Genomic DNA, 22,084 nt, shown 5'->3' with positions numbered 1-22,084 from the left:
TTAGATATCAAGAGACGGGACAATGGCTTGTTTTAGCCTGACAATTGCTCCCGCCATCAGGTTAGTTGATCACATTAAAATATCTTGCTTCCGGATGGGAAACTACTATTGCAGAAACTGATGCTTCCGGTTCCATCATGAATCCGTCCGTAAGATGAATTCCAATGGACTCAGGGTGGAGAAGATGAAACAACTTTTTTTGATCCTCCAGGTTTGGACAGGCCGGATAACCGAATGAATAGCGCTGTCCTTGGTATTTTGCCGAAAAGCGCTGCTCCATTGTAAAATTAGATGGATCCGGAAATCCCCAGCGGTCTCTAATCAACTGGTGAGTCCTTTCTGCAAGGGCCTCTGCTAATTCTAGTGCTAACGCCTGGACAGCATGGCTTTTTAAATATTCCCCTTCGGCTTTAAATTGCCGGGCAACATCACGCACTTTCTTACCGGCCGTAACAGCAAAAAAAGAAACAAAATCGATAGTTCCTATTGGTTTTACAAAATCGGATATACATAAATATGGCTTGGAACTTTGTCTTGGAAATTCAAAGGTTTCAAGAATGATGCTATGATTTAAAGGATTGAAAATGCGGAGTTTTTCATCCTCGCTAGAGGCAGGGAAAAACTGATACACCGCTGAAGGCTGAAACCAGCCTTGCTTTGTCCCATCATGAACAAGCGAGTCAATGATTTCTTTCAGTTCAAGTGCTTTTTCATTTTTTTCAGCGAGCATTTTTTTGATGTTCCCTTTTAAACCTAAATGGTGGCCCAAAAGCATCTGGAGGTTAATATAAGGCAGAATTTGAGCTAAATCAATATTTTTAAAGAAGTGTATTTCACAATCCTTTGGAGTAAAAACAGGAGCTTCTTTAATGATTGACCGTGTTGGGAGATCTACAGGACTTTCCTGGGAAATTTCTTTTTTTGGCGAAGCAGTATTCTCCGCTTTTGGTTCTTGTTTCTGGTAAGAACCAGGTTCTGTCCTTAACCTGTTTGCAAGGGAAAGGCCATCCATGGCATCCTTTGCATACAATACTATTCCTTTATAGTTGGGTGAGATTTTCATGTCAGTAAATTTTCTGGAAAGGGCAGCGCCACCAACCAAAAGAGGAATCGAGATCCCGGCGTTTTGCAAGTCTTGGGCTGTGATGACCATCTGCTGTGCTGACTTCACAAGTAATCCAGATAATCCAACTATATCCGGGTTTTCTTTTTCAATGGCTTGAATTAATTGCTGCGGTGTTACTTTGATACCTAAGTCGACAACCTTATACCCATTATTGCTTAAGATAATGTCTACAAGATTCTTTCCAATATCATGGACGTCTCCTTTTACAGTAGCCAGAATCACTTTTCCTTTACCTCCATCCTCCTTTTTCTCCATGTACGGTTCTAAAAAGGCTACAGAAGCTTTCATTACTTCAGCACTTTGGAGTACCTCTGCTACAATTAGTTTGTTATCGTTAAAGAGCCTTCCTACTTCTTCCATCCCTTTCATGAGGGGACCATTAATGATGGATAGGGGGTCTTGGTATTTAACTAAGGCTTCGTTAAGGTCTGGCAATAAACCTTCCTTTGTGCCCTCGACAATGTATTGTGCCAACCGATCCTCTAATGGCAGGGATTCAACACGTATTGCATTTTCTTTTTTCTTCTCGCGGTAAAAATTCGTAAATTTTTTAAGAGTTTCATCACTTGTCTGGAACAAGAGTTCTTCTGCAAGCTTTACTTCATCCGGCGGAATGGACGCAAACCGTTCGAGCTTCTCTGTGTTTACAATGGCATAATCAAGCCCGGCTTGTGTACAGTGATATAAGTAGATGGCATTTAATATTTCTCGGCCAACGGGTGGAAGACCGAAGGAAACATTGCTTATCCCTAGTATAGTCAGGCATTCAGGAAGCTGTTCCTTTATTAATTGAATTCCCTTAACTGTTTCGCTGGCTGAACCAATATATTGCTCATCTCCAGTGCCAACCGGGAAGACAAGCGGATCGAAAATCAAATCATTGCCATTTAGACCATATTTATTTACTAAAAGATCGTAAGAACGTTTTGCCACTTCCAGTTTGTTCTCAGCAGTTAAAGCCATTCCCTTTTCGTCAATGGTTCCGACCACGATGGCAGCCCCATATTTTTTAATTAGGGGAACAACCGCTTTAAATCTTTCTTCCCCATCCTCAAGATTAATGGAATTAATAATCGCTTTTCCCTGTGTTTGTTTTAGAGCCGTTTCAATGACATTTTCATCGGTTGAATCTATGACAAGGGGAGCCTTCACCTTTTTAGAAATTTCCTGAACAAAAAAATCCATATCTTTCATCTCGTCCCGGTCCGGATCTGCTAAACAAACATCTATCACATGTGCTCCATTTTTAATTTGAGCACGTGCAATTTCAGATGCTTCTTCAAACTTTTGTTCTGTAATAAGACGTTTAAATTTACGTGAACCGATTACATTTGTGCGTTCTCCGACAAACAATGGCCTCATACTGTCTTCATAGATTAATGGTTCAATGCCCGACACCATGTGGGGCAGCTGTTTTTTGGTTAACGGGCGAGGTGTAACATTCTTGAACGCTTCCCTCAGTTCTTTTATATGGGCCGGTGTTGTGCCGCAGCATCCCCCCACTATATTAAGCCAGCCTTGTTCTGCAAACCCTTTTATTTTTTGGGTAAAAGATTGAGGGGTTTCATGATAATGGCCTTCTTCATCTGGCAGTCCGGCATTAGGATAACAGCTTACCGCACAGTTGGCTATGCCCGATAAAGTACGGATATGGTCAGTCATAAATTCCGGTCCTGTCGCACAATTAAGCCCGACTGAAATCGGACTCATATGCTGTAATGAAATATAAAAGGCCTCAATATCCTGGCCTGCAAGAGTTGTCCCCATTGGCTCAATGGTTCCAGATATCATGATGGGGATTTTTTTGCCAAGTTTTGTAAAAGCTTGAGAGATTCCAAGATATGCCGCTTTAACATTAAGCATATCCTGGCTGGTTTCCAGTAATAATAAATCAACTCCGCCTAATATCAGTCCTCTCGCTTGTTCTTCATAATTTTGAACAAGCTCATCAAACGTAATGCCGCCTGTAACGGATAATGTCTTTGTAGTAGGTCCCATAGATCCGGCAACAAATCTGGGCCATTCTGATGCAGAATATTTTTCGGCTGCTTTTTTTGCCAGTTTTGCAGATTCTATGTTGACCTTAAGTGCTAAATCTCCTAGATCATACTCATCCAAGACGACTCTGGTTGCTCCAAACGTGTTGGTTTCGATAATGTCGGTACCCGCTTTCAAATAAGCCTCATGAATGTGTTCAATTATAGCGGGAGAAACAATGGATAAATATTCGTTGCATCCTTCATATTTTTCTCCGCCGAAATCAGCTGCTGTTAAATTGGCATCCTGAATCATGGTTCCCATCGCGCCATCTATAATGAGTATTTTTTTTCTTAACTGTTCGTGAATGTCAGCCATCTATAATATCCCTCTCCTTCTGCTTGATATAGGCGGTTAATTCAACTGAAAAATCATACTGCAGAAAAGGTGTAATCAGGTAGATTCCATTAAATAAATCGTACGCAGCATCAATCAGCCTTTTGGCAATGGCTAACCCTTCGTTGCGTGCCTGCTCTTTATTCCCGCCTGCTTTTGACATTGCCTCCCTTATCTTATCGGGAATGGTGATTCCAGGTACCTCGTTGTGAATAAATTCAGCATTCCGGCTGCTCGTTAGCGGCATAATGCCAATATAAATAGGAGTGGGCAAATGTTTTGTTTCCTCGTAAACCTTTTGAATAAGTTCTTCCGAATAAATAGGCTGCGACATAAAGTAGTCTGCTCCGGAAGCAATTTTTTTCTCGAGCTTTTTAACGGCTTTATCCAAATATTTTACATTCGGGTTGAAAGCTGCAGCTACCGAAAAATCGGTCCTTTCTCCAAGAGACTTGCCAGAATAAGAGAGTCCTTCATTAAACTGCTTAATTAAACTGATTAAATCAAAGGATGATAAGTCATAGACGGAAGTGGCTCCTGGAAAATCACCAATTTTTGATGGGTCCCCAGTTATGGCCAAAACATCAGTCAATCCAAGTGTATGCAAGCCCATTAAGTGTGATTGCAGGCCAATTAAATTTCGGTCTCTGCATGAGATATGAATTAAACTCCTTAATTCCAGCTGGTTTTTCACGATTGACCCGCATGCCAAATTACTGATACGCGGGTTTGCAAGCGAATTATCCGCCAGTGTTAACGCATCTATACCGGCGCTTTTTAAAGCTTGAGCACCCTGTAAAAATTTGTTTATTCCCAGTTGTTTGGGAGGATCCAGTTCAACAATAATGGAGTGTTTTTCTTTTACAATCGACTGAAGTGGTTCATATTTTCTTCCTTTTCGGTCTGGAAGGATGATCACTTCCGGTTCATCTTCCACCAGTTTTTCCGTAATTGGGGCAAGGTGGGAGACAGCTTTAGATATTGCTTCAATGTGTTTTGGTGTTGTACCGCAGCATCCCCCTATCAATCTAGCCCCTAGTTTTCGGAATTCTAATGCACATTGGGTGAAATAAGATACATCTGATTCATAGGTGATCTGCCCATCATCAAGGCCTGGAAAGCTCCCGTTTGGATATACGGAAAGAAATGCGTTATTTAGTAAAGGAACTTTCTCCAAAGACTGAATCATATAAAGCGGTCCCAGCCTGCAGTTTAATCCAACCACATTTGCCCCCAGATCAGCAAGATGCTGAAATGCTTTTTTAAGGATTGTTCCGTCCTGCAGGACACCGGGTTCATGTAAAGACATATTTGCGATGATAGGTTTATCCGTTTCTTTCCTTGCGATTTTCAATACATTTGTCATTTCTTCAAAATCATAGTAGGTTTCTAATAGGATCCCATCTACATTGGCATTTAAAAGAATATAAAGCTGTTCCCTAAAGTTTCGTTTTAAATCTTCTATTGAATAGGCGGTTTTTTTAAACGCTGTGACCCCACCTATAGTCCCGAACACAAAGTTTTTATCTGTTACAGCTTGCCTTGCTATTTGAACAGCTGCCTCATTCAACTTTTTGATTTCCTCTTCCATGCCATACCGGGACAGCTTTAAGTAATTGGCGCCAAACGTATTGGTTTGAATAATATCCGCTCCGGCCTTGATGTACGCTTCATGTATACTTTTTACCTTGTCAGGGTCTGAAATATTTAATTCTTCAAAACAGCGGTCAATTCCATGTAAATATAACAATGTCCCCATTGCTCCGTCAGCAATTAAAATACGAGATTGAATTTCTTCTAAAAAATTCAATGGTAGTCCCCCTGATCTCTAGATTCCAGTCGCTTTAGAAATGTTGGTGATTTGACCTTGTCCAACACTCTTTTAGCCCTTCAACATTCACAATGAACTGCTTTCATCTGTTTAAATAGAATATGTTTATAAAATAAAATGGTATATGGCAAACATCTTCATCTTTAAAAAAATCCACGTTTTACTGAGGCCGATCCCAGCTCGTACCAGGGTTATTTTACATGCAAAGCTTTCGTCCATGTGGCAGAGGAATCAAAATGTAGTAAACATTTGTCCAATCACTGAACTGTTTTTTTTCATAAAATAAAATAGCTTTTTGACAAAGAGGTGAAGAAAAAAAAATGAGTAGTGAAAATAATCTTGGAGAATGTGAGCAAGAACCAGGCAAAAAACCCACTAGTCAAGCAACTAAAAAATTAAATAGGAAAAATATCAGGGAAACCATAAGGAAATCCCTTAGGTCATCCATAATAAAATCGTTTGGACGACCTCCAGAATCTAGGAGAAAATTGAGATATAAGGTTGAGCAACGACAAGAAGTAAAGCAACCCGATAAAAAAGTTCGTGGAGACGAGTGGGATAGAATTAGCCTTAGAGAGATGTTAGCAGGTAACAGCACTAAGTTATTTCAAGGACAAAGCAGGTATCAAAATATCCAGATTGTAGAAGCTAAAGACATTCGTCTATTTCTGGATGAACAATTACAATTTAGTTCATTGGATGAGCGAATTTACCATGAGGCATTTGTTCACGTGCCTATGGCTCTTAGAAATTCACATGACCACATATTAATAGTAGGGGGTGGCGACGGACTTGCATTACGGGAAGTATTAAAATATTCAGATGTCAAATCAGTGGATCTTGTTGACATTGACCCTGAAATTTTAAATATAGCCCGAAATTTGCCTGAAATTGTAGCTCTTAATGAAAGAGCGCTTTTTGATGAACGAGTCCAGGCCCATGCGAATGACGCCCGAGAATTTTTAAGAAAAAATACTAAAGTGTACGACCTTATCATTGTAGATTTTCCAGATCCTGCGGATGAGGAACTTGCAGGTCTGTATACACTGGAAATGTTCCAAATGCTTGGCAACCACTTAGCAGATGATGGGATGATTGCCTGCCAGGCCATTTCACCTCTTTATACACCTATTGTATTTTGGAGCATTGGCTTAACCCTTCAAGCAGCCGGATTTTATACAGAGGGCTACCATACCATCGTTCCTTCCTTCGGAGATTGGGGATTTCAATTAGGATCTAAAAAACCGTTACCTACTGAATTGAAAAAATCACCCGATGGTTGCCGAACACTTCCTGCTGACTTGGCCAGTTTATTTCATTTTCAAAGTGAAATATTGTACTTTAAGCGCGCGGCAATTGTTAATAAATCTGAAAAAGTATTATTGCATGATATCTACCAGTATGAAATAATATAATCTACTATCATACAGCTTAAAAAGCTGAATATAATGTACGTATTGTGAAAAATTTGTTTAAGCCAGAATTAGTAAAAGATGATCGCCATATTTAACTGGGATCATCTTTTTTTTATGTAGTATTTACCTTTTTCTGCATGTTAAAAAGTACCCTACAAGCAGACTTATTCCTTGTGTCTACTTAAAAGGGTACAAGTTTTTTAAAATTAGGTTTTCCATGGGAATTCAAACACATCCCATTGTTTGATCGAACTGGGAAAAAATAATGTCAAAACCCATTCATTCGAAATTGTAATACGCTTTATCGATTATATCAACCAGAACCGTGTTGTCGTCTGTCTGGATTTTTCCTGTATTTTTGGCAATATTTAGATAATACGGCAAGTCGAACATCTGCCTTAGCCGTTCAGTAGTCAAGTTCTTCGTAGAAACCACCATGCTTAAGTCATTGGGGTTAACCTCTGAGGTAGTAGCAAGACAATATAGCCAATCATCTGCATCATCCTCTTCTAAATAGTAATATGGAAGTACATGGAATCCGGCATCCCGAAGTGTTGCATATATGCTCCAAAGATACTGAGGCGTCGAGTCTCCATTGGAACAAGCTATACTGATTGCGCCTCCTGGGTTTAAGCGTTCTTTCAAAAGAGAGTAGAACTCCACGCTGTAAAGACGGGATACCTCCACGCTTTTACGGCTAGGCTCTGGAAGATCAAGAATAATAACATCCCATTTTTTATCGGTTTCCTCCAAGAACTTCCTTCCATCCTCATTGACGGTTTTTACTTTATCATGGTTCAATGAGCCTTTATTAAATGCAACGACAGGCTCAAGTTTTTTACCGATTTTCATAATCACTTCATCAAGGTCTAAAGTAGTGATTTTCCTTACATCAGAATAACGAAGTGCCTCCCGGGTCGTGATTCCTCCACCGCCGCCAATGATGAGAACACGCTTCCGCTTAGCTGCGGCAGCCATCGCAATGTGTACCATAGCTTCTGAGTATCTGTCCTCATCATCTGTTGTACTAAACATCACGTACCCGCCACTGTATACCAGTAGATTGCCTTCCTGTTCAACGATGGCAATTTTATGGAGCGGAGTGTTCAATTTACTTACAATCGTATATTCCCCGTCAATGTCTTCTTCAAGGCTGATATATTCCCTTATTGAAGCGTCCCCTGAAACCTTCGAATATCTGTACTTGCTCATATACATCTCCCTTTTTGTCATATTTTCTTTCCGATTATCGCTAGTATCGGGGAAGTTTAAATTATCTTCTACTAATGCTATTAAACATCTAGTGGAACGGCTTCTCCCCCAGTCGTCTTATTGATTTGGATATGAGCTAAGCTCTTGTAGTATCATCCCTGTTTAGATATTTTTTCTGCTTCTTTTTTCAGCAACTCTGCTTTATCCGTATTTTCCCAAGGCAATTGGATATCCGTTCTGCCAAAGTGCCCGTAGGAAGCAGTTTGAAAATAAATGGGCTGCCGGAGATTTAACATCTTAATAATACCGGCAGGACGAAGGTCAAAGCTCTTTCTTATTAGTTGAACAATCTCTCTTTCTTCCAATGTGCCAGTCCCAAAAGTTTCAACTGCTATTGACACTGGAGTAGCCACTCCAATGGAGTATGCCAGCTGGATTTCACATTTTTCCGCAAGGCCTGCTGCCACGATATTTTTTGCAACATAACGTGCGGCATAAGCTGCAGAACGGTCAACCTTGGTTGGATCTTTTCCTGAAAAAGCTCCTCCCCCATGCCGTGAAAATCCTCCATACGTATCAACAATAATTTTACGGCCTGTTAAGCCCGCATCCCCCTTTGGTCCCCCTGTCACGAAACGGCCAGTCGGATTAATGAAATACTTAGTATTTTCATCAATCAGTTCCGCTGGGATCACATGAGAAATAACATATTTATGCAAATCTTGTTTAATTTGATCTAACTCTGCTTCCGGACCATGCTGTGTAGAGATCACAACTGTGTCAATCCGAACAGGCTTTGCTCCATCGTATTCTACAGTCACCTGAGCCTTTCCGTCTGGACGTAAGTAAGGAATGATCCCTTTTTTCCGCACTTCTGTTAGACGTCTGACAAGTTTATTTGACAGCGATATTGACAACGGCATTAACTCCTGGGTTTCATTGCAAGCAAAACCAAACATTAATCCCTGGTCTCCTGCACCAATTGCTTCTATCTCATCTTCATTTATTAGTCCTTCACGGGCTTCCAGCGCTTGATTAACACCTTGGGCTATATCAGGAGATTGTTTATTCAGTGCTATTAAAATCTTGCATGTTTCAGCATCAAACCCATATTCGGGGTTTGTATAACCGATATTTCGAATAGTTTCTCTCACTATTTTCACGAAATCAACTTCACAGTTTGCTGTAATCTCACCAGCTAAAACAACTAGATCAGAACTAACTGAACATTCACAAGCAACACGAGCATTTCGGTCTTTTTCAAAAATAGCATCTAATACAGCGTCAGATATTTGATCACACATTTTATCAGGATGGCCTTCCGTAACCGATTCTGATGTAAAAAGATGTCGTTGTTTTTTATAAATCATATGTTAACCTCCCAAATAGTAAAATTTTGACCCCACTTAAACCTTTATTGCATTTTTTTATCCCGCTACCGGTTTGTCCAACTTCTTCTTTCTTGAAATGAAACACTTCTGGAAAACCTCGGCAGGTTTACTATGGTTGCATAACATATGATATGGCTTCCTGTTGAGAAGGGTTTGTACTATTTACCATGAAAGAAAAAATAAGTGTAAAGTCTACCATTTGGTTACCTCAATTATTTTAGATTAAAAAAGGGGCTGTCCAGAAAGTCCTTTATAGGGTAGAATGCTCCCAAAATAAAAACCCAAGAATGTTGATATAACAGCATTCTTGGGTTTTGCTTTTTTAACATTTGTGCTGAAAACACTACTTTTCGGACAGCCCCACCATCATAGTTATGACTGCATCTATTTTAAATTATGAAGAACGTTGTCATATCGGCCTGCCTGATCAGGATATACAATACCTTTTTCGGTTACAAAGGCTGTTACAAGTGAATAAGGCGTGATATCAAATGCAGGATTAAACACTTTGATTCCTTCCGGTGCAATTTTTTTCCCTAATCCATATATAATTTCATCCCCAGAACGTTCTTCTATTTGAATTTCTGTTCCGGTTGGTGTACTTAAATCAATAGATGAAAATGGAGCGGCGACATAAAATGGGAGTTTATGCTCTTTCGCTAAAATAGCTACCATGTAGGTTCCTATTTTATTGGCAACATCTCCATTGGCAGCCACCCGGTCTGTTCCAACAATAACAGCTTGTACAGAACGGTTTGCCATGACCACGGCTGCCATATTATCACAAATAAGGGTGACATCAATCCCTGCCTGCTGCAATTCCCATGCGGTAAGACGTGCCCCCTGAAGAACTGGACGAGTTTCATTGACAAAAATCTTTAGATTCCACCCTCGTTCTTTGGCGATATAAAATGGAGCAGTTGCCGTTCCATATAGCGCAGTTGCCAAGCTTCCTGCATTACAATGTGTGAGAATACCCATTCCGTCTTGAAATAAGCCAAGCGCGTGTTCACCAATCTTCCGACAAACTTTTTCATCTTCTTCTTGAATCTCAATAGCCTCTTTAAGAAGAATTTTCTTGATTTTCTCTACATTTATTCCTTTCTTTTGACCATCATAAGCTTTCTCTTTTAATCGTTTTAGTGCCCAGAACAAGTTAACTGCCGTCGGCCGGGCTGAGGATAAATAGTCCGATTTTTTTTCCAAATCCTCAATGAAAGAATTTATATCTCTTTCCTGTGTGTTTTGAATCCCTATATAAAGGCCATAAGCTGCTGCCATCCCAATAGCAGGGGCACCGCGTACCTTAAGATAGCGAATCGCTTCCCAAACTTCTTCTATAGTAGACAGAGACAGGAACACCGTTTCTTCCGGAAGAAGCGATTGGTCCAGTAAAATGAGCTGATCATTTTTCCACTGAAGTGATTGAATCGACTTATGAATCGTCCCCTACCTCCCAAGTATCGATGTTCCTTACTAATGTTGTTAGATCAGTAATTTTACTTACTGTCCCCTGCTTTAGTACTAGTACTTGTCCAACCGCAAGGGCTAATCTTTCTCCTCTTGCCCGTAATTCTGGATCTTTTATACTTTCCAAATCAGGAACATGTGCTAGTCCGATCACCCGACGCATCATTTTACACCCTGCAAATCCTGCAGTATCATGTAGCAATCGTAGCAAATAATCTTCTTTATATCGCGGTATCGAGACATATAATCCTTTTGCATTTTCCTGCCATAAGGCTTTAAATTCTTCTTCAAAAATTGTCCAAATATTCTCTATTGTCATTAACAGATAGTCCTGATAATGAAGCCGTTCTGTTTTATCGAGGGTATGACCTTCATGAGAGCAGTAACTGAGTAAAAGGTTCGCAATCAAAGCTCCGATGTCAAAACCCATTGGCCCATAAAAGCTAAATTCTGGATCAATCACTTTCGTATCCGTTTCGGTGACCATTATACTGCCTGTATGAAGATCACCGTGGATGAGTGCCTGGGCATGAGTGAGGAATTTTTCTTTTAACTTGCTAATTTCCAGTTTGAGCTCGTCATTACCCCAAATATCTTTTATATCATCCTTAATTAACGGGTTAAATTGATTCGTTTCTGCATCATAGAATGGATCAGTAAAAACAAGTTCTTCTGTAATTTTACACAATTCAGGATTTATAAATTGCCTCACTTTCTGTTTTTTGTGGTGGGAATCTAACATTAAGTCTGAGGAAAAAAACAGAGTTCTGGCAAGAAATGTCCCAATTTGTCTTGCAAAATAAGGATAACGATTACGTGCGGTCAGCCCTTTGCGCATAATGATATGGGTAGATAAATCCTCCATGATTGTTAACGCCATTTCATTATCATAATGATAAACTTTTGGAACCAAGCCTGGACAAATACTATTTTGTATCAGTAATGCCTCGCTCTCAATACGCGCCCTGTCCAATGTTAAAGGCCAAGAATCCCCTACAATGCGGGCATATGGGAGGGCTTGTTTCATAATAATACTCTTTCCTGCCGATCCCTGTTCCATAATACGGAATACTAGATTTAAATTCCCATCCCCTATTTCTTTGCAAATAAGTTGGGCATTTTCCGGAAATATACCCGCAATCTTTCTAACATATTGTATAGCCTCCATCTCATTTAGTGCATGGTAACCTATATTTGACATTTGTGTCCCCCTCTCCTTTTTGAACCTTTTCCTGAGCAAAATCCACTAGTGTATTTATTACTCTAGTAAAAGCAGGACAACTAATTGTTTTTTTACCAATTATTCACAAAAAAGGTACTGTATCATATGTTATTTTTAAGAGAGGGGTGAATCGATATTCTAAATAAAAAACTTATAATCTATCCATCTGAACAAGTGAATCGACTGCCAAAACAATTTTTCTCTACATTGGTTGGAAAGGTGAATGGGTTTATTCAGGCTGGTTATGATGTTATTAATCTTGGACAAGGCAATCCAGACCTGCCTACCCCGTCTCATATTATTCACTCGTTAAACAGGGCTGCAGAAAATCCTATTAATCATAAATATCCTCCGTTTTCAGGGAAATTAGAATTGAAGAAAGCCATCTGCACTTGGTATCAGAACGAGCATGGTGTTACATTGGATCCTGAAAAAGAAGTGGCCATCTTGTTTGGAGCAAAAACAGGGCTCGTCCAAATATCGCAAATCCTGCTAAATCCAGGAGATTCGGCTCTTGTACCAGATCCCTGCTATCCAGATTATTGGTCAGGAATTGCCATTGCTGGCGCTGAAATGATCCAAATGCCGCTTCAAGCCACAAACGAATTTTTTCCCGATTTTTCAATCCTTACTCCAGACCAATGCAAACGGGCAAAATTAATGTTTCTTAATTATCCCTCAAATCCTACGGGAGCTTGTGCAACCAGTACATTCTTTGATGAAGCCATTCGCTTTGCAGAAAAACATAATATTATTATTGCTCATGATTTTGCCTATGGAGCCATTGGCTTTGATGGACACAAACCGATCAGCTATTTATCTCGGCCAGGTGCGAAGGATGTTGGCATCGAATTTTATACGATGTCAAAAACGTATAATATGGCTGGTTGGAGGGTTGGATTCGCCCTTGGAAACCAAGAGCTGATTCGCTTGATCAATGAAATTCAAGATCATTATTTCGTCAGTTTGTTCGGAGCGGTCCAGGACGCGGCTGTAACAGCCTTGACATCCTCACAGGAATGTGTCCGTGAGCTAGTCAACACCTACGAATTGAGGCGCAATGCCTTGTTTGACGAATTAAAAGAGTTGTGCTGGGATGCTCCGCTTCCTAAAGGCTCTTTCTTTGCTTGGCTGCCCGTCGCAAAGGGATTTACCTCAAGCCAGTTTGCTGACATTCTATTGGAACAAGCAAAAGTAATGGTTGCTCCAGGAATCGGATTTGGCGCTTATGGAGATGGGTATATTCGAGTAGGATTGCTCTCTGAAGAGGAACGCATTCGGGAAGCTCTGCAACGCATTTCTAAATTATCTATCTTTTAAACGATTTATTCAGGAGGTGAAGTATTTGTGACAATTGACCCGGATTATGTCATTGCTACCTATTTGGTTCATGGGCAACTAAACTTTCACAAAAAAGCACAAGAGATTGCAGTAGGACTTACGGTCGGAACCTGGACTGAACTCCCACAGCAAAGAAAAGATCAGATGCAACCGCATGTAGGGAAAGTAATAGATATTAGTGTCTTCAATCAAAATTCAGATGAATTACCGAAGGCCGTGTTAAAGATTGGTTACCCGCTTGTTAATTTGAATCCGGATATTCCATCTATCCTCACAACAGTTTTTGGCAAGCTTTCTATGGATGGCCGGATTAAATTGCTAGACTTGCACTTGCCGGATTCGCTCCTCTCACAGTTTCCCGGCCCAAAATTTGGTATCAAAGGTGTTAGAAAGCTGGTCAATGTTTATGATCGTCCACTGCTCATGAGCATTTTCAAACAATGTATCGGCCTTCCTTTTGACGAACTGGAAACAGAATATCAAAACCAGCTGGATGGACAAGTCAATCTAATTAAAGACGACGAGATTTTTTTTCGGGATGATTATGCACCAGCTTTGAAACGAATCGCTGCTTTTGAAAAAAGGAATCAACGCCAAAAAGAAAAAAACGGAAGGCAAGTGCTTTATGCGGTGAACTTAACCGGTCCAGTTACTGAGATGGTGGAAAAAGCAAAGTATTTTTCAAACGCGGGAGCTTCTTGTTTATTGCTGAATGTAGCCCCATACGGATTTGATATACTCCACCGAATAGCCGCTGATCCTGACGTGAATGTACCAATCATGGCACATCCTGCATTTTCCGGTGCTATTTATCCATCCCGTTATTATGGATTATCAACTCCGCTTCTTTTGGGTAAATTAATGCGTTTGTTAGGTTCTGATATAGTTCTCTTTCCCTCTCCTTATGGTTCAGTAGCCATTCCCAAAGATGAAGCTCTTAAAATAGCAGAACAATTGAAATCTCACAGCAACATTCATCTTCCCGCTTTTCCAACACCTTCCGCAGGTATTCACCCTGGTCTCGTTCCAACGCTGTACCGTGATTTTGGTGAAGATTTTATTGTGAATGCCGGAGGAGGAATTCACGGGCATCCTAGAGGAACCGCAGCTGGAGGGAAAGCATTTGCTGATGCTGTACAGGCTGTCGTTAAAGGTCGTACACTTGAAGAAGAAGCACAACAATCTCCTGAACTTCTAGCGGCAATCAATAAATGGGGTGCAATATAACCGTGCCGATCTTTAAAAAAATGATCATCTTTTGTGATTTTGACGGAACGATTACCGAAAATGACAACATCATTCAAATAATGAAACATTTCAATCCTCCCGGTTGGGAACCGATAAAGAATAATATTTTAAGTGGACGAATTAGCATTCGTGAAGGAGTCGGTCGGATGTTTGGGTTATTGCCTGCATCCTGCCGTGAGGAAATCACTAGTTTTTCTATTAATACAGCCAAGATTCGACCAGGATTTCGTGAATTTATCCAATACTGTAAAGAACGGAACATCCGCTTGCTCGTAACAAGTGGAGGAATAGACTTTTTCGTTTTCCCTATTTTGTCAAACTTTTCCTTGTCAAAACAGGATATTTATTGTAATGCCAGTGATTTCAGCGGCAAGCATATACAAATTCTCTGGCCCTTTCCCTGCGATGTGCAATGCAGCAACAAGTGCGGCATGTGCAAACCAAGCATCCTTCGTTCACTTGCGTTTGACGATTCCATGAAGATTGTTATTGGGGACAGTATTACAGACCTGGCAGTAGCAAAAATGGCTGACCTTGTCATTGCAAGGGATTTTCTCGTACAAAAATGTAAAGAACATTCTCTTCATTATGAAGAATTCCATTCGTTTTTTGATGTGGTTACCATCTTAAACCAGATGAACGATGACTGGGGTGAAGACGTATAACTGAAAAAATCAATCTGGAAGAAATACAGTATGCTTTTAAAACGTTACAAGCTGTTAAAGCAACCTTATCGGAAAAAAGGTGGTTTCCGGCAACAAGCGGGAATTTATCCATTCTTGTGAACAGTTCCCGAGAGAATAACCAGCACGTTATCGCGATAACAACTAGCGGAAAGGACAAATCGCGCCATACGCCAGAGGACTTTCTTTTAGTCAATTTTGATGGAAATCCCGTGTTCCCTACCAAGTTAATACCTTCTGCTGAAACGTTAATCCACACCTCTATTTATCAATCAGTCCCTGATTGTAAAGCTATCTTTCATATTCATACCATTTATAACAACCTTATTTCCCACTTTTACAATCATCAAGGAAAAGTGACCTTTAAGGGACACGAAATGATTAAAGCTTTTGATATTTGGGAAGAAAATGCATCGATTTCCGTACCTATTATAGAAAATCATGCCTATATTCCTAAATTAGCAGAAGAAGTCAGGAAAGTCATTGACCCGAAGGTGCCAGGCGTATTGATCCATAATCATGGGATCTATGTATGGGGAGACAGTGACTTCGCTGCTAAACGTCATTTAGAAGCATTTGAGTTTTTATTTGAATATCAAACTAACATGCTTCTTTTTAAAAAAAACAATGAAACTTTGTAAAAACTTATAAAAGGAGATTGTTACAATGGCAACCATTCTATTGCGCAATACCAATACAAGATTGTCAGAAGAGCAAGAAGTAAAACAATTTTTGGATAAACAAGGGGTTCTTTACGAGCATTGGGATATGGACAAGTTACCAAAACATTTACGTGAGAATTTTATCCTTTCCGATGAGCAAAAAAGGGAGATTTTAGCAGTCTTTGATTCTGAGGTCAGATCTCTTGCCAAACGGCGCGGCTATGAACAATGGGACATTATTGCCCTTTCGGAAGCAACTCCTAATTTGGACGAGCTTCTGACGAAGTTCGAAAAAGTTCATGTGCATACCGAAGATGAAGTTCGTGCCATTACTGCGGGCAATGGTGTATTTACAATTAAGGGGGATAACGGTTATTTTGATGTAGAATTGTCCGCTGGAGACGTGATTTCTGTACCGGTCAATACTCCCCATTTCTTTACTTTAATGCAGAACCGCCAAGTAGTGGCCGTGCGTTTATTTATCGATGCCACTGGCTGGGTAGCTCATCCTTTTGAAGACCCAGACTTCAAAAAATAATAGAGGTTTATCAAAGCTGTAAAGAAAACACTAAGCCTTTTTCATGTGAAAGAGGCTTTTCATATTGGACATTATACATGTGATTATTGATTGATAGGTGCGTGGTCAAGAAGCCAATAAATGCCGTCATGATCTACAATTATTTTCAGAAAGTCATCGTTTCCTGTTTTATCGTTTGATTTCCATCTCGAATACGCCATGGATACTAGCATTGATACAAAAGCATCCCGGAAAAAATCATCTTTAAAATTTTCTTCATTCCACCCTCTAATGTTTGGAACAGAGCCGGACAACCCACTGATTTTTATAAACGCTTCTGTTAAAAAAGACTTTTCTTTCTCAATATCTCTTATTTCCTTAATGTAGAAAGGAAAATTACTAATAGGATTAGTTTCCAAGAACACTCGCTTTGATGCTCCCGATACTGGAAAATGATTTAACCAATCAGTAATCTTTAGATAACTTTCAGACTGCCATCTTTGACGAATCGGATTATTACCATACTGTACAAGGTCTACGTCACGAGTATAATATTCTGGTTTTACCGGTACGTTTAAACAAGCATTAGAGGTCAAAATTAAATATTCTTTTAAAAAAGTACTATTCGTTTTTTTATATCTGTTTTTGGAGAATTTTTTAATATTACGATATAAAAATTCGAACGCATCTTCATTTTCATTTGCCTTCAATTCCCACTTTGTTCTATCCTTATACATGAGTACCACACAGTCTCTTTCATTCTGGTAGCTGCAACCTACGCTAACACCAATAAATAAACACCTTTCCTGTATTCCAATCAAATCTAAAGGGTCAATACTCTCGTCATTGTGTTTCTTATATCCCCAAGGACTACTTTTTTCATTTATTAACTTCAAAATTGATTCACCTTCTATCCCGGAAAATCACCTTAATGTAACACTTCCCTAAGCTTACATTATTTCAGTGACAACACTATTATGACTTTATCCGGGTTCACGTAAAAATAAAAGGGGAGATCCCTAAAGATATGAAAACCCTTTTGAGCACACACCTTTTCTCTTTATCTAAGCTTTTCAAAAACGCACCATATGTATTTAAAATATTGTTGATTCCATTTAATTTTTTCAGTAAAAATCTCAACATTAAAACTTACGAATTAGATAATGAAATGATTTGGCTTCCCTTTATATAAAAGTTTCCGTTTATATTGAAAAGGTTTAACGCGTGGAGTTTAGGGTATAACAAAAATATATTTTATACTAATAAACTTTTCTTTCTCTTTCCCCTCAATTGTTGTAATATAAATGTAACATTTGTAATATTATTAAAAAATATGTTACACAGTAACTCATTTAGATAGGAGAGAAAAAAATGAAAAGACTCACTGCCATCCTATTATCCATTCTATTCCTATGTTCCCTAAGTTCTGGAGTTTCAGCAGATTCTTCAGCACAGAATTTGTCTGCCGCAAACGCGATAAAAATAGCCGACAATGCCAGCACCCGTTACTGGAATGCACTTCATGGGTACATAAGCCGCTCTTGTTTACAAAAAAGCTTTCATTACAAAGGCATGGAATATTCATATATTTGCCCTGAATTCAATACTAAGGATAAACTTGTTAAATACCTGTCAGCAACATTTACTATAAGCGCTATACAAAAAGGGTTAACAAACTATAAATATATTACGTATAAGGGAAATTTGGCCCGCCCTGTCGGAGACGGCTACGGGATGCTGGAATGGAAGAAAGCAAAGGCCAAATTGGTTTATCAGCGATCTAATGTCCGTTCTTATCTTTTTACAGTTCCTGATGTAGAAGGAGGAAGCGTCAAACGGACGGTTACTTTCTACAAAACGTCCTCTGGCTGGAAGGTAAACAAGTTTGATGCGGTCCAATAAGAAATAGCCCAGAAAAGCAAGGTCAAATATACAACCTTGCTTTTTCATATTTTAAAAATCCTTACTAACATAAAACCTTTTATGTTCACGGTTTTTTTGTACAATAAGCGATGCAGTACTAATCGGTTTACCCATTAAAAAAGCGTGTATTTTCAGGCAATGTAACGAGTGTAATTATTTCAAGTTCGTTAGAATCTGGTAAGATTGTAAGAAGACCCATTCCCTTTCCAACTCCTCCATAGAAATATCACTTGCTTTTCAATGTTCCCTCAATTTAAATTTGCGATCTTCGATCACCTGGGACGGAAAATTTGCTCCTGCAAGCATCCGTATGTGAAGACAATATAAATATCCACCTGCAAGCCCGGATTCTTTTTTCCCGATTCAACCGAATGCTCTGCCCCCGGAATCTTCACATAATTGTCGTTGAATGCTACGATTCCCTAGAGATGGCTATCGATAATCCCAAATGGACCCTGCTGCTATACCCAAAATCATTTGCATTAATATGCAGTTTAACCATTGAAAACATCCCCTTTTGTCTTTATACTGTATTCTAAAATAACCTTCATTGTCTGATTACTTATCATTCTCTGGCAATCGAAATTTTTTAATAGTCTAATATATGGACCCTTCCACTTATCTTGGTGCAGAGATTAACAGGTATATACAATTGCATTACTCATGCCCTTTTTGAATCGTACATAGACTCCAACATTTAGAAACAAAGGACCCAAATGAAATTCTTATTTTCAGTTTTGTCAATTTTGTGAACATGCAGGATAAATAATCAAACATAAAGAATAAATTTTCTAAGAAAAAAAAGGGAGAATATTTATTTATGAATATATATAACTTACAGCTTATGAAATGCGCATCATGCCAAAAAGAATTAGAAGCAATCGACTTAATTATAATAGATGAAACTAATGCGCTTACACATGTACAATGCCCTCATAAAAAAGATGTACCCGTAAAGGACTTAGGTTATTTAAATGATATTTTAGAGAAATATCCAAATATCCAAGGTTAATTTTCCGCTCTTGTGAAGCTAAAATAAAAACCTGAGCGGCAAGATTGGAAATTTGAAAATCACCCATTCTTGCTTCTCAGGTTCCGATTGTTATACGAATTAAATTATTTATGCCATTATCTCTCCCCGTTACTTGTTGTCTGGAATATTGCAGAAAGCTTGATTAACAGAACATTAATTCAGATATCCCAACTCTCCTCTTTTATATCACCCTATTAATTAGCCTTCTGCCAATTCATATACTGACTGAACAGTATTTCTCATCATATATTCTGCTGAGGTTTTTAATAAAATATTTCCACGTAAAAAAACTCGTGTAATGCATGAAAAAGGTTACCCAAAAAGGAATAATTACAGCCTTTTCGAGTAACCTGCTCTATATATACTCAATTCAATCATTTTCTTTATTCGTTTCCGACTACCTCAAAACCAGCCTCTTTCCAAGCTGTAGTTCCTCCCTGGATGTAGGCTACATCAGTGAATCCCATTTGTTTAAGAAGATAGGCTCCAAGTGTGGCTTGCCCGCCCGCACCACAAGTCACCAATACAGGTCGGTTTCGATCAGCTAACTGTGGTTCCCGCAAATGTTCAGGGAGCTCAAGGTCTGCCCTGATTGGCAGCATGCCAAGTGAAATATTGAGACTGCTAGGAATTAACCCGCACGCACCTGCATCTGCAGCGTCTTGTACATCAATTACTAAAGTATTTGGATTCTCCTTTATCTTTTCACGAGCATCCGCTGAACTAATGCCTGGAACATTTTCACGAGCTTCTTCCACCATTTCTCTAAATGTTTTTGCCATTTTGTATCCTCCTATCTAAATTCACCATGTAAAGGAATAATAATATTTATCATACGCCAATATTACCCATTAATACAAACATATTGCTCCATCATTTATCGAGAATATGGAATCCGCCTCTTTCGGTTAATCAATCTTTTTCCTCAAATAATCAATTACTCAGTGAATTTTGTATACATAGGTTCAGGATCAATCAAATACCGTGAATGGCCTTAAGCAAAGCAACATTACGTTTATTCCTTTCTCTCCAATGCCTTCAATAATTCTTAGAAAAAAGGACCACATAAAAGTGATCTCCTTTGTTTCATGAACTCATAAAAGTAAGCTGCATTAATTTGAAGATTATATCAGGCACCGATCATTTGAAACCTTTGGACAATACGGGCATTTATCATTGCCTGGAATCATATAATAAAGACAACAAGTAATCCGTGCATAATTTGCCATGCTTTCTTCAGGCGTTTGACCAGTTAAGAACTTTTGGAATGGAGACCTTCGTTCCAACCCCCTCCATGTTTCATCCCGTAAAAAATATTCAATGTCTTTCCTCGCCCGGTCCGCAATGTCACTAGATTCTTGAAATAGCTGCACGTACATCCAAAGCATATATCCCCACACATTTTCCCATAGTACGAATGGTGAGGATTTTGTAGCCTTCGCTACTGCTTTTATTAGCTGCCTACATTGATCACAGATTAATGTCTGAAGTGCGGAATGTGTTTCTGCGTCTCCTTCCACGGGAACCCATTCACCTTGAGGAAAAACCCACATAGGTGACCACCTTCCATTTACATCCCCATCTAAAAGGCCAACCTTTCCGTAATCTCCTGACCATTTCATACGATACTTGCTTAAGATGAATAATTGGGATACATATACAAATGCAGCATTTCTCATTAGGACCGAGGCCATAGCATGAGGCTTTGATGCATTCGTTCTTTGCTGTGCAAGCTCAAACACGGATGATAAATCCTTAGCAAAATTTTCAACTGATACTTTTTCATCACAAAGGATATTAAAGCGCTCGAGTTCTTTCCAAATCGCTACTTCTTGCATTTTGTTCCCGCCTTTATTTAATCAAATCGTATGAAATCATGGCTGGCTTCCCGGTTCTTGGGTCGACTACTATCTCTGTATCTATATTAAACACCTGCTTGAGTACAGCCCGATCCATTACCTCTTCTGCGGAGCCTTCCTTAACAATTTTTCCATTTTTCAGAGCAACCAACTGGTGGGCAAATCTTGCAGCTTGATTCAAATCGTGTATGACCATGATGATGGTCCTGCCATCCTCCTGGTTGATTTTTTCCAAAAGCCGTAATACTTCCAATTGATGGGCTAAATCCAGGTAGGTTGTTGGCTCATCCAGCATTAGTAAATCCGTTTCCTGTGCGATGGCCATGGCAATCCAGGCCCGCTGCCGCTGTCCCCCGGAAAGTGTCTCGACAGCCTGTTTCTGCAAATCAACTAAGCCTGTAACATCAAGTGCCCAATCTATCATTTCCCGATCATGCTTTTTCAGGCGTGAAAACCCGGTTTGGTGGGGAGTACGTCCATAGGAAATTAAATCATAAACTGTTAAACCTTCTGCTGCCTCTGGGCCCTGCGGCAAAATGGCCAGTTTTTTTGCGACTTCCTTTGCAGGAGTTTGATGGATTACTTTCCCGTCAAGATAGATTGCTCCGGAAGTTGCCGGGTGCAACCGAGCCATCGTTTTCAGGATTGTCGATTTTCCACAGCCATTTGGTCCAATAATAGCAGTAATTTGGCCAGCTTTAACATTCAAGTCCAAATCCCGGACAATCGTAGTTTCTTCATATCCAATCGTTAATTGTTCTGCTGACAGGGTTGTCAT

At 39.4% G+C, this 22,084-nt stretch carries 18 protein-coding genes; 8 read left to right on the top strand and 10 right to left on the bottom strand.

Going from position 1 to position 22,084, the window contains the following annotated elements; all coding sequences use genetic code 11:
- Positions 1 to 61: 61 nt before the first annotated feature.
- Complete coding sequence (gene metH / locus CUU64_RS15410; RefSeq protein ID WP_101634471.1) at positions 62 to 3,481, bottom strand: methionine synthase; 3,420 nt, start codon at positions 3,479 to 3,481, stop codon at positions 62 to 64.
- Positions 3,474 to 5,309 carry a bifunctional homocysteine S-methyltransferase/methylenetetrahydrofolate reductase gene (locus tag CUU64_RS15405; RefSeq protein WP_101634470.1) on the bottom strand — a complete coding sequence of 612 codons (1,836 nt, stop codon included), beginning with the start codon at positions 5,307 to 5,309 and terminating at the stop codon, positions 3,474 to 3,476. Before CUU64_RS15405 ends, metH begins: the two co-directional genes overlap by 8 nt.
- Before the next feature lie 341 nt (positions 5,310 to 5,650).
- Here CUU64_RS15405 and CUU64_RS15400 point away from each other — a divergent pair, with 341 nt between their 5' ends.
- The gene (locus tag CUU64_RS15400) at positions 5,651 to 6,745 is read left to right on the top strand and encodes a spermine/spermidine synthase domain-containing protein (RefSeq protein ID WP_101634469.1); all 1,095 of its coding nucleotides are present in this window, start codon (positions 5,651 to 5,653) and stop codon (positions 6,743 to 6,745) included.
- A 279-nt stretch (positions 6,746 to 7,024) separates the two neighbouring features.
- Here the strand turns inward: CUU64_RS15400 and CUU64_RS15395 are convergent, their stop codons facing one another.
- The 4 genes from CUU64_RS15395 to mtnK form a co-directional block, all read right to left on the bottom strand.
- Positions 7,025 to 7,957: a spermidine synthase gene (locus tag CUU64_RS15395; RefSeq protein ID WP_180954627.1), complete on the bottom strand. Its 933-nt coding sequence runs from the start codon at positions 7,955 to 7,957 to the stop codon at positions 7,025 to 7,027.
- Between the two features lie 152 nt (positions 7,958 to 8,109).
- Complete coding sequence (gene metK / locus CUU64_RS15390; protein WP_101634467.1) at positions 8,110 to 9,327, bottom strand: methionine adenosyltransferase; 1,218 nt, start codon at positions 9,325 to 9,327, stop codon at positions 8,110 to 8,112.
- Between the two features lie 405 nt (positions 9,328 to 9,732).
- A complete protein-coding gene (mtnA, locus tag CUU64_RS15385) occupies positions 9,733 to 10,791 on the bottom strand; it encodes an S-methyl-5-thioribose-1-phosphate isomerase (RefSeq protein WP_101634466.1) in 1,059 nt (352 codons plus the stop codon).
- Positions 10,784 to 12,010: an S-methyl-5-thioribose kinase gene (gene mtnK, locus CUU64_RS15380; protein ID WP_101634519.1), complete on the bottom strand. Its 1,227-nt coding sequence runs from the start codon at positions 12,008 to 12,010 to the stop codon at positions 10,784 to 10,786. The genes mtnA and mtnK overlap by 8 nt, the downstream gene beginning before the upstream one ends.
- A gap of 183 nt (positions 12,011 to 12,193) precedes the next feature.
- Between mtnK and CUU64_RS15375 the strand changes: the two genes are divergently transcribed.
- The 5 genes from CUU64_RS15375 to CUU64_RS15355 are packed head-to-tail and all read left to right on the top strand — an operon-like array spanning position 12,194 to position 16,512.
- Positions 12,194 to 13,360 (top strand): pyridoxal phosphate-dependent aminotransferase, encoded by a 1,167-nt coding sequence (locus CUU64_RS15375; RefSeq protein WP_180954628.1) that lies wholly within the window; start codon positions 12,194 to 12,196, stop codon positions 13,358 to 13,360.
- Positions 13,361 to 13,393: 33 nt separating this feature from the next.
- Positions 13,394 to 14,608: a 2,3-diketo-5-methylthiopentyl-1-phosphate enolase gene (locus tag CUU64_RS15370; protein WP_101634518.1), complete on the top strand. Its 1,215-nt coding sequence runs from the start codon at positions 13,394 to 13,396 to the stop codon at positions 14,606 to 14,608.
- An 8-nt stretch (positions 14,609 to 14,616) separates the two neighbouring features.
- Positions 14,617 to 15,294 carry a 2-hydroxy-3-keto-5-methylthiopentenyl-1-phosphate phosphatase gene (locus CUU64_RS15365; RefSeq protein WP_101634517.1) on the top strand — a complete coding sequence of 226 codons (678 nt, stop codon included), beginning with the start codon at positions 14,617 to 14,619 and terminating at the stop codon, positions 15,292 to 15,294.
- Positions 15,291 to 15,953: a methylthioribulose 1-phosphate dehydratase gene (gene mtnB / locus CUU64_RS15360; RefSeq protein WP_101634464.1), complete on the top strand. Its 663-nt coding sequence runs from the start codon at positions 15,291 to 15,293 to the stop codon at positions 15,951 to 15,953. Before CUU64_RS15365 ends, mtnB begins: the two co-directional genes overlap by 4 nt.
- 25 nt (positions 15,954 to 15,978) lie before the next feature.
- Complete coding sequence (locus CUU64_RS15355) at positions 15,979 to 16,512, top strand: 1,2-dihydroxy-3-keto-5-methylthiopentene dioxygenase (RefSeq protein WP_101634463.1); 534 nt, start codon at positions 15,979 to 15,981, stop codon at positions 16,510 to 16,512.
- 83 nt (positions 16,513 to 16,595) lie between these two features.
- Here CUU64_RS15355 and CUU64_RS15350 read toward each other — a convergent pair whose 3' ends face one another.
- Positions 16,596 to 17,387 carry a hypothetical protein gene (locus CUU64_RS15350; protein WP_101634462.1) on the bottom strand — a complete coding sequence of 264 codons (792 nt, stop codon included), beginning with the start codon at positions 17,385 to 17,387 and terminating at the stop codon, positions 16,596 to 16,598.
- 475 nt (positions 17,388 to 17,862) lie between these two features.
- On the opposite strand from CUU64_RS15350, the gene CUU64_RS15345 reads away from it, so the two are divergent.
- Positions 17,863 to 18,393, top strand: coding sequence for an IseA DL-endopeptidase inhibitor family protein (locus tag CUU64_RS15345; RefSeq protein WP_101634461.1), 531 nt, complete (start codon positions 17,863 to 17,865; stop codon positions 18,391 to 18,393).
- Between the two features lie 841 nt (positions 18,394 to 19,234).
- The gene (locus tag CUU64_RS15340) at positions 19,235 to 19,426 is read left to right on the top strand and encodes a hypothetical protein (protein WP_101634460.1); all 192 of its coding nucleotides are present in this window, start codon (positions 19,235 to 19,237) and stop codon (positions 19,424 to 19,426) included.
- 404 nt (positions 19,427 to 19,830) lie between these two features.
- On the opposite strand, the gene CUU64_RS15335 is transcribed toward CUU64_RS15340, so the two are convergent.
- The 3 genes from CUU64_RS15335 to CUU64_RS15325 form a co-directional block, all read right to left on the bottom strand.
- The gene (locus CUU64_RS15335) at positions 19,831 to 20,229 is read right to left on the bottom strand and encodes a rhodanese-like domain-containing protein (RefSeq protein ID WP_101634459.1); all 399 of its coding nucleotides are present in this window, start codon (positions 20,227 to 20,229) and stop codon (positions 19,831 to 19,833) included.
- Between the two features lie 342 nt (positions 20,230 to 20,571).
- Positions 20,572 to 21,285, bottom strand: a complete 714-nt coding sequence (locus CUU64_RS15330; RefSeq protein ID WP_101634458.1) for a hypothetical protein — start codon at positions 21,283 to 21,285, stop codon at positions 20,572 to 20,574.
- Between the two features lie 13 nt (positions 21,286 to 21,298).
- Positions 21,299 to 22,084, bottom strand: a complete 786-nt coding sequence (locus CUU64_RS15325; RefSeq protein ID WP_101634457.1) for an ABC transporter ATP-binding protein — start codon at positions 22,082 to 22,084, stop codon at positions 21,299 to 21,301.

The organism is Bacillus sp. V5-8f (assembly GCF_002863565.1).
GTDB lineage: Bacteria > Bacillota > Bacilli > Bacillales > DSM-1321 > Peribacillus.
The sequence above is the reverse complement of the archived record's forward strand: the minus strand, read 5'-3'. Positions and strand labels throughout refer to the sequence as shown.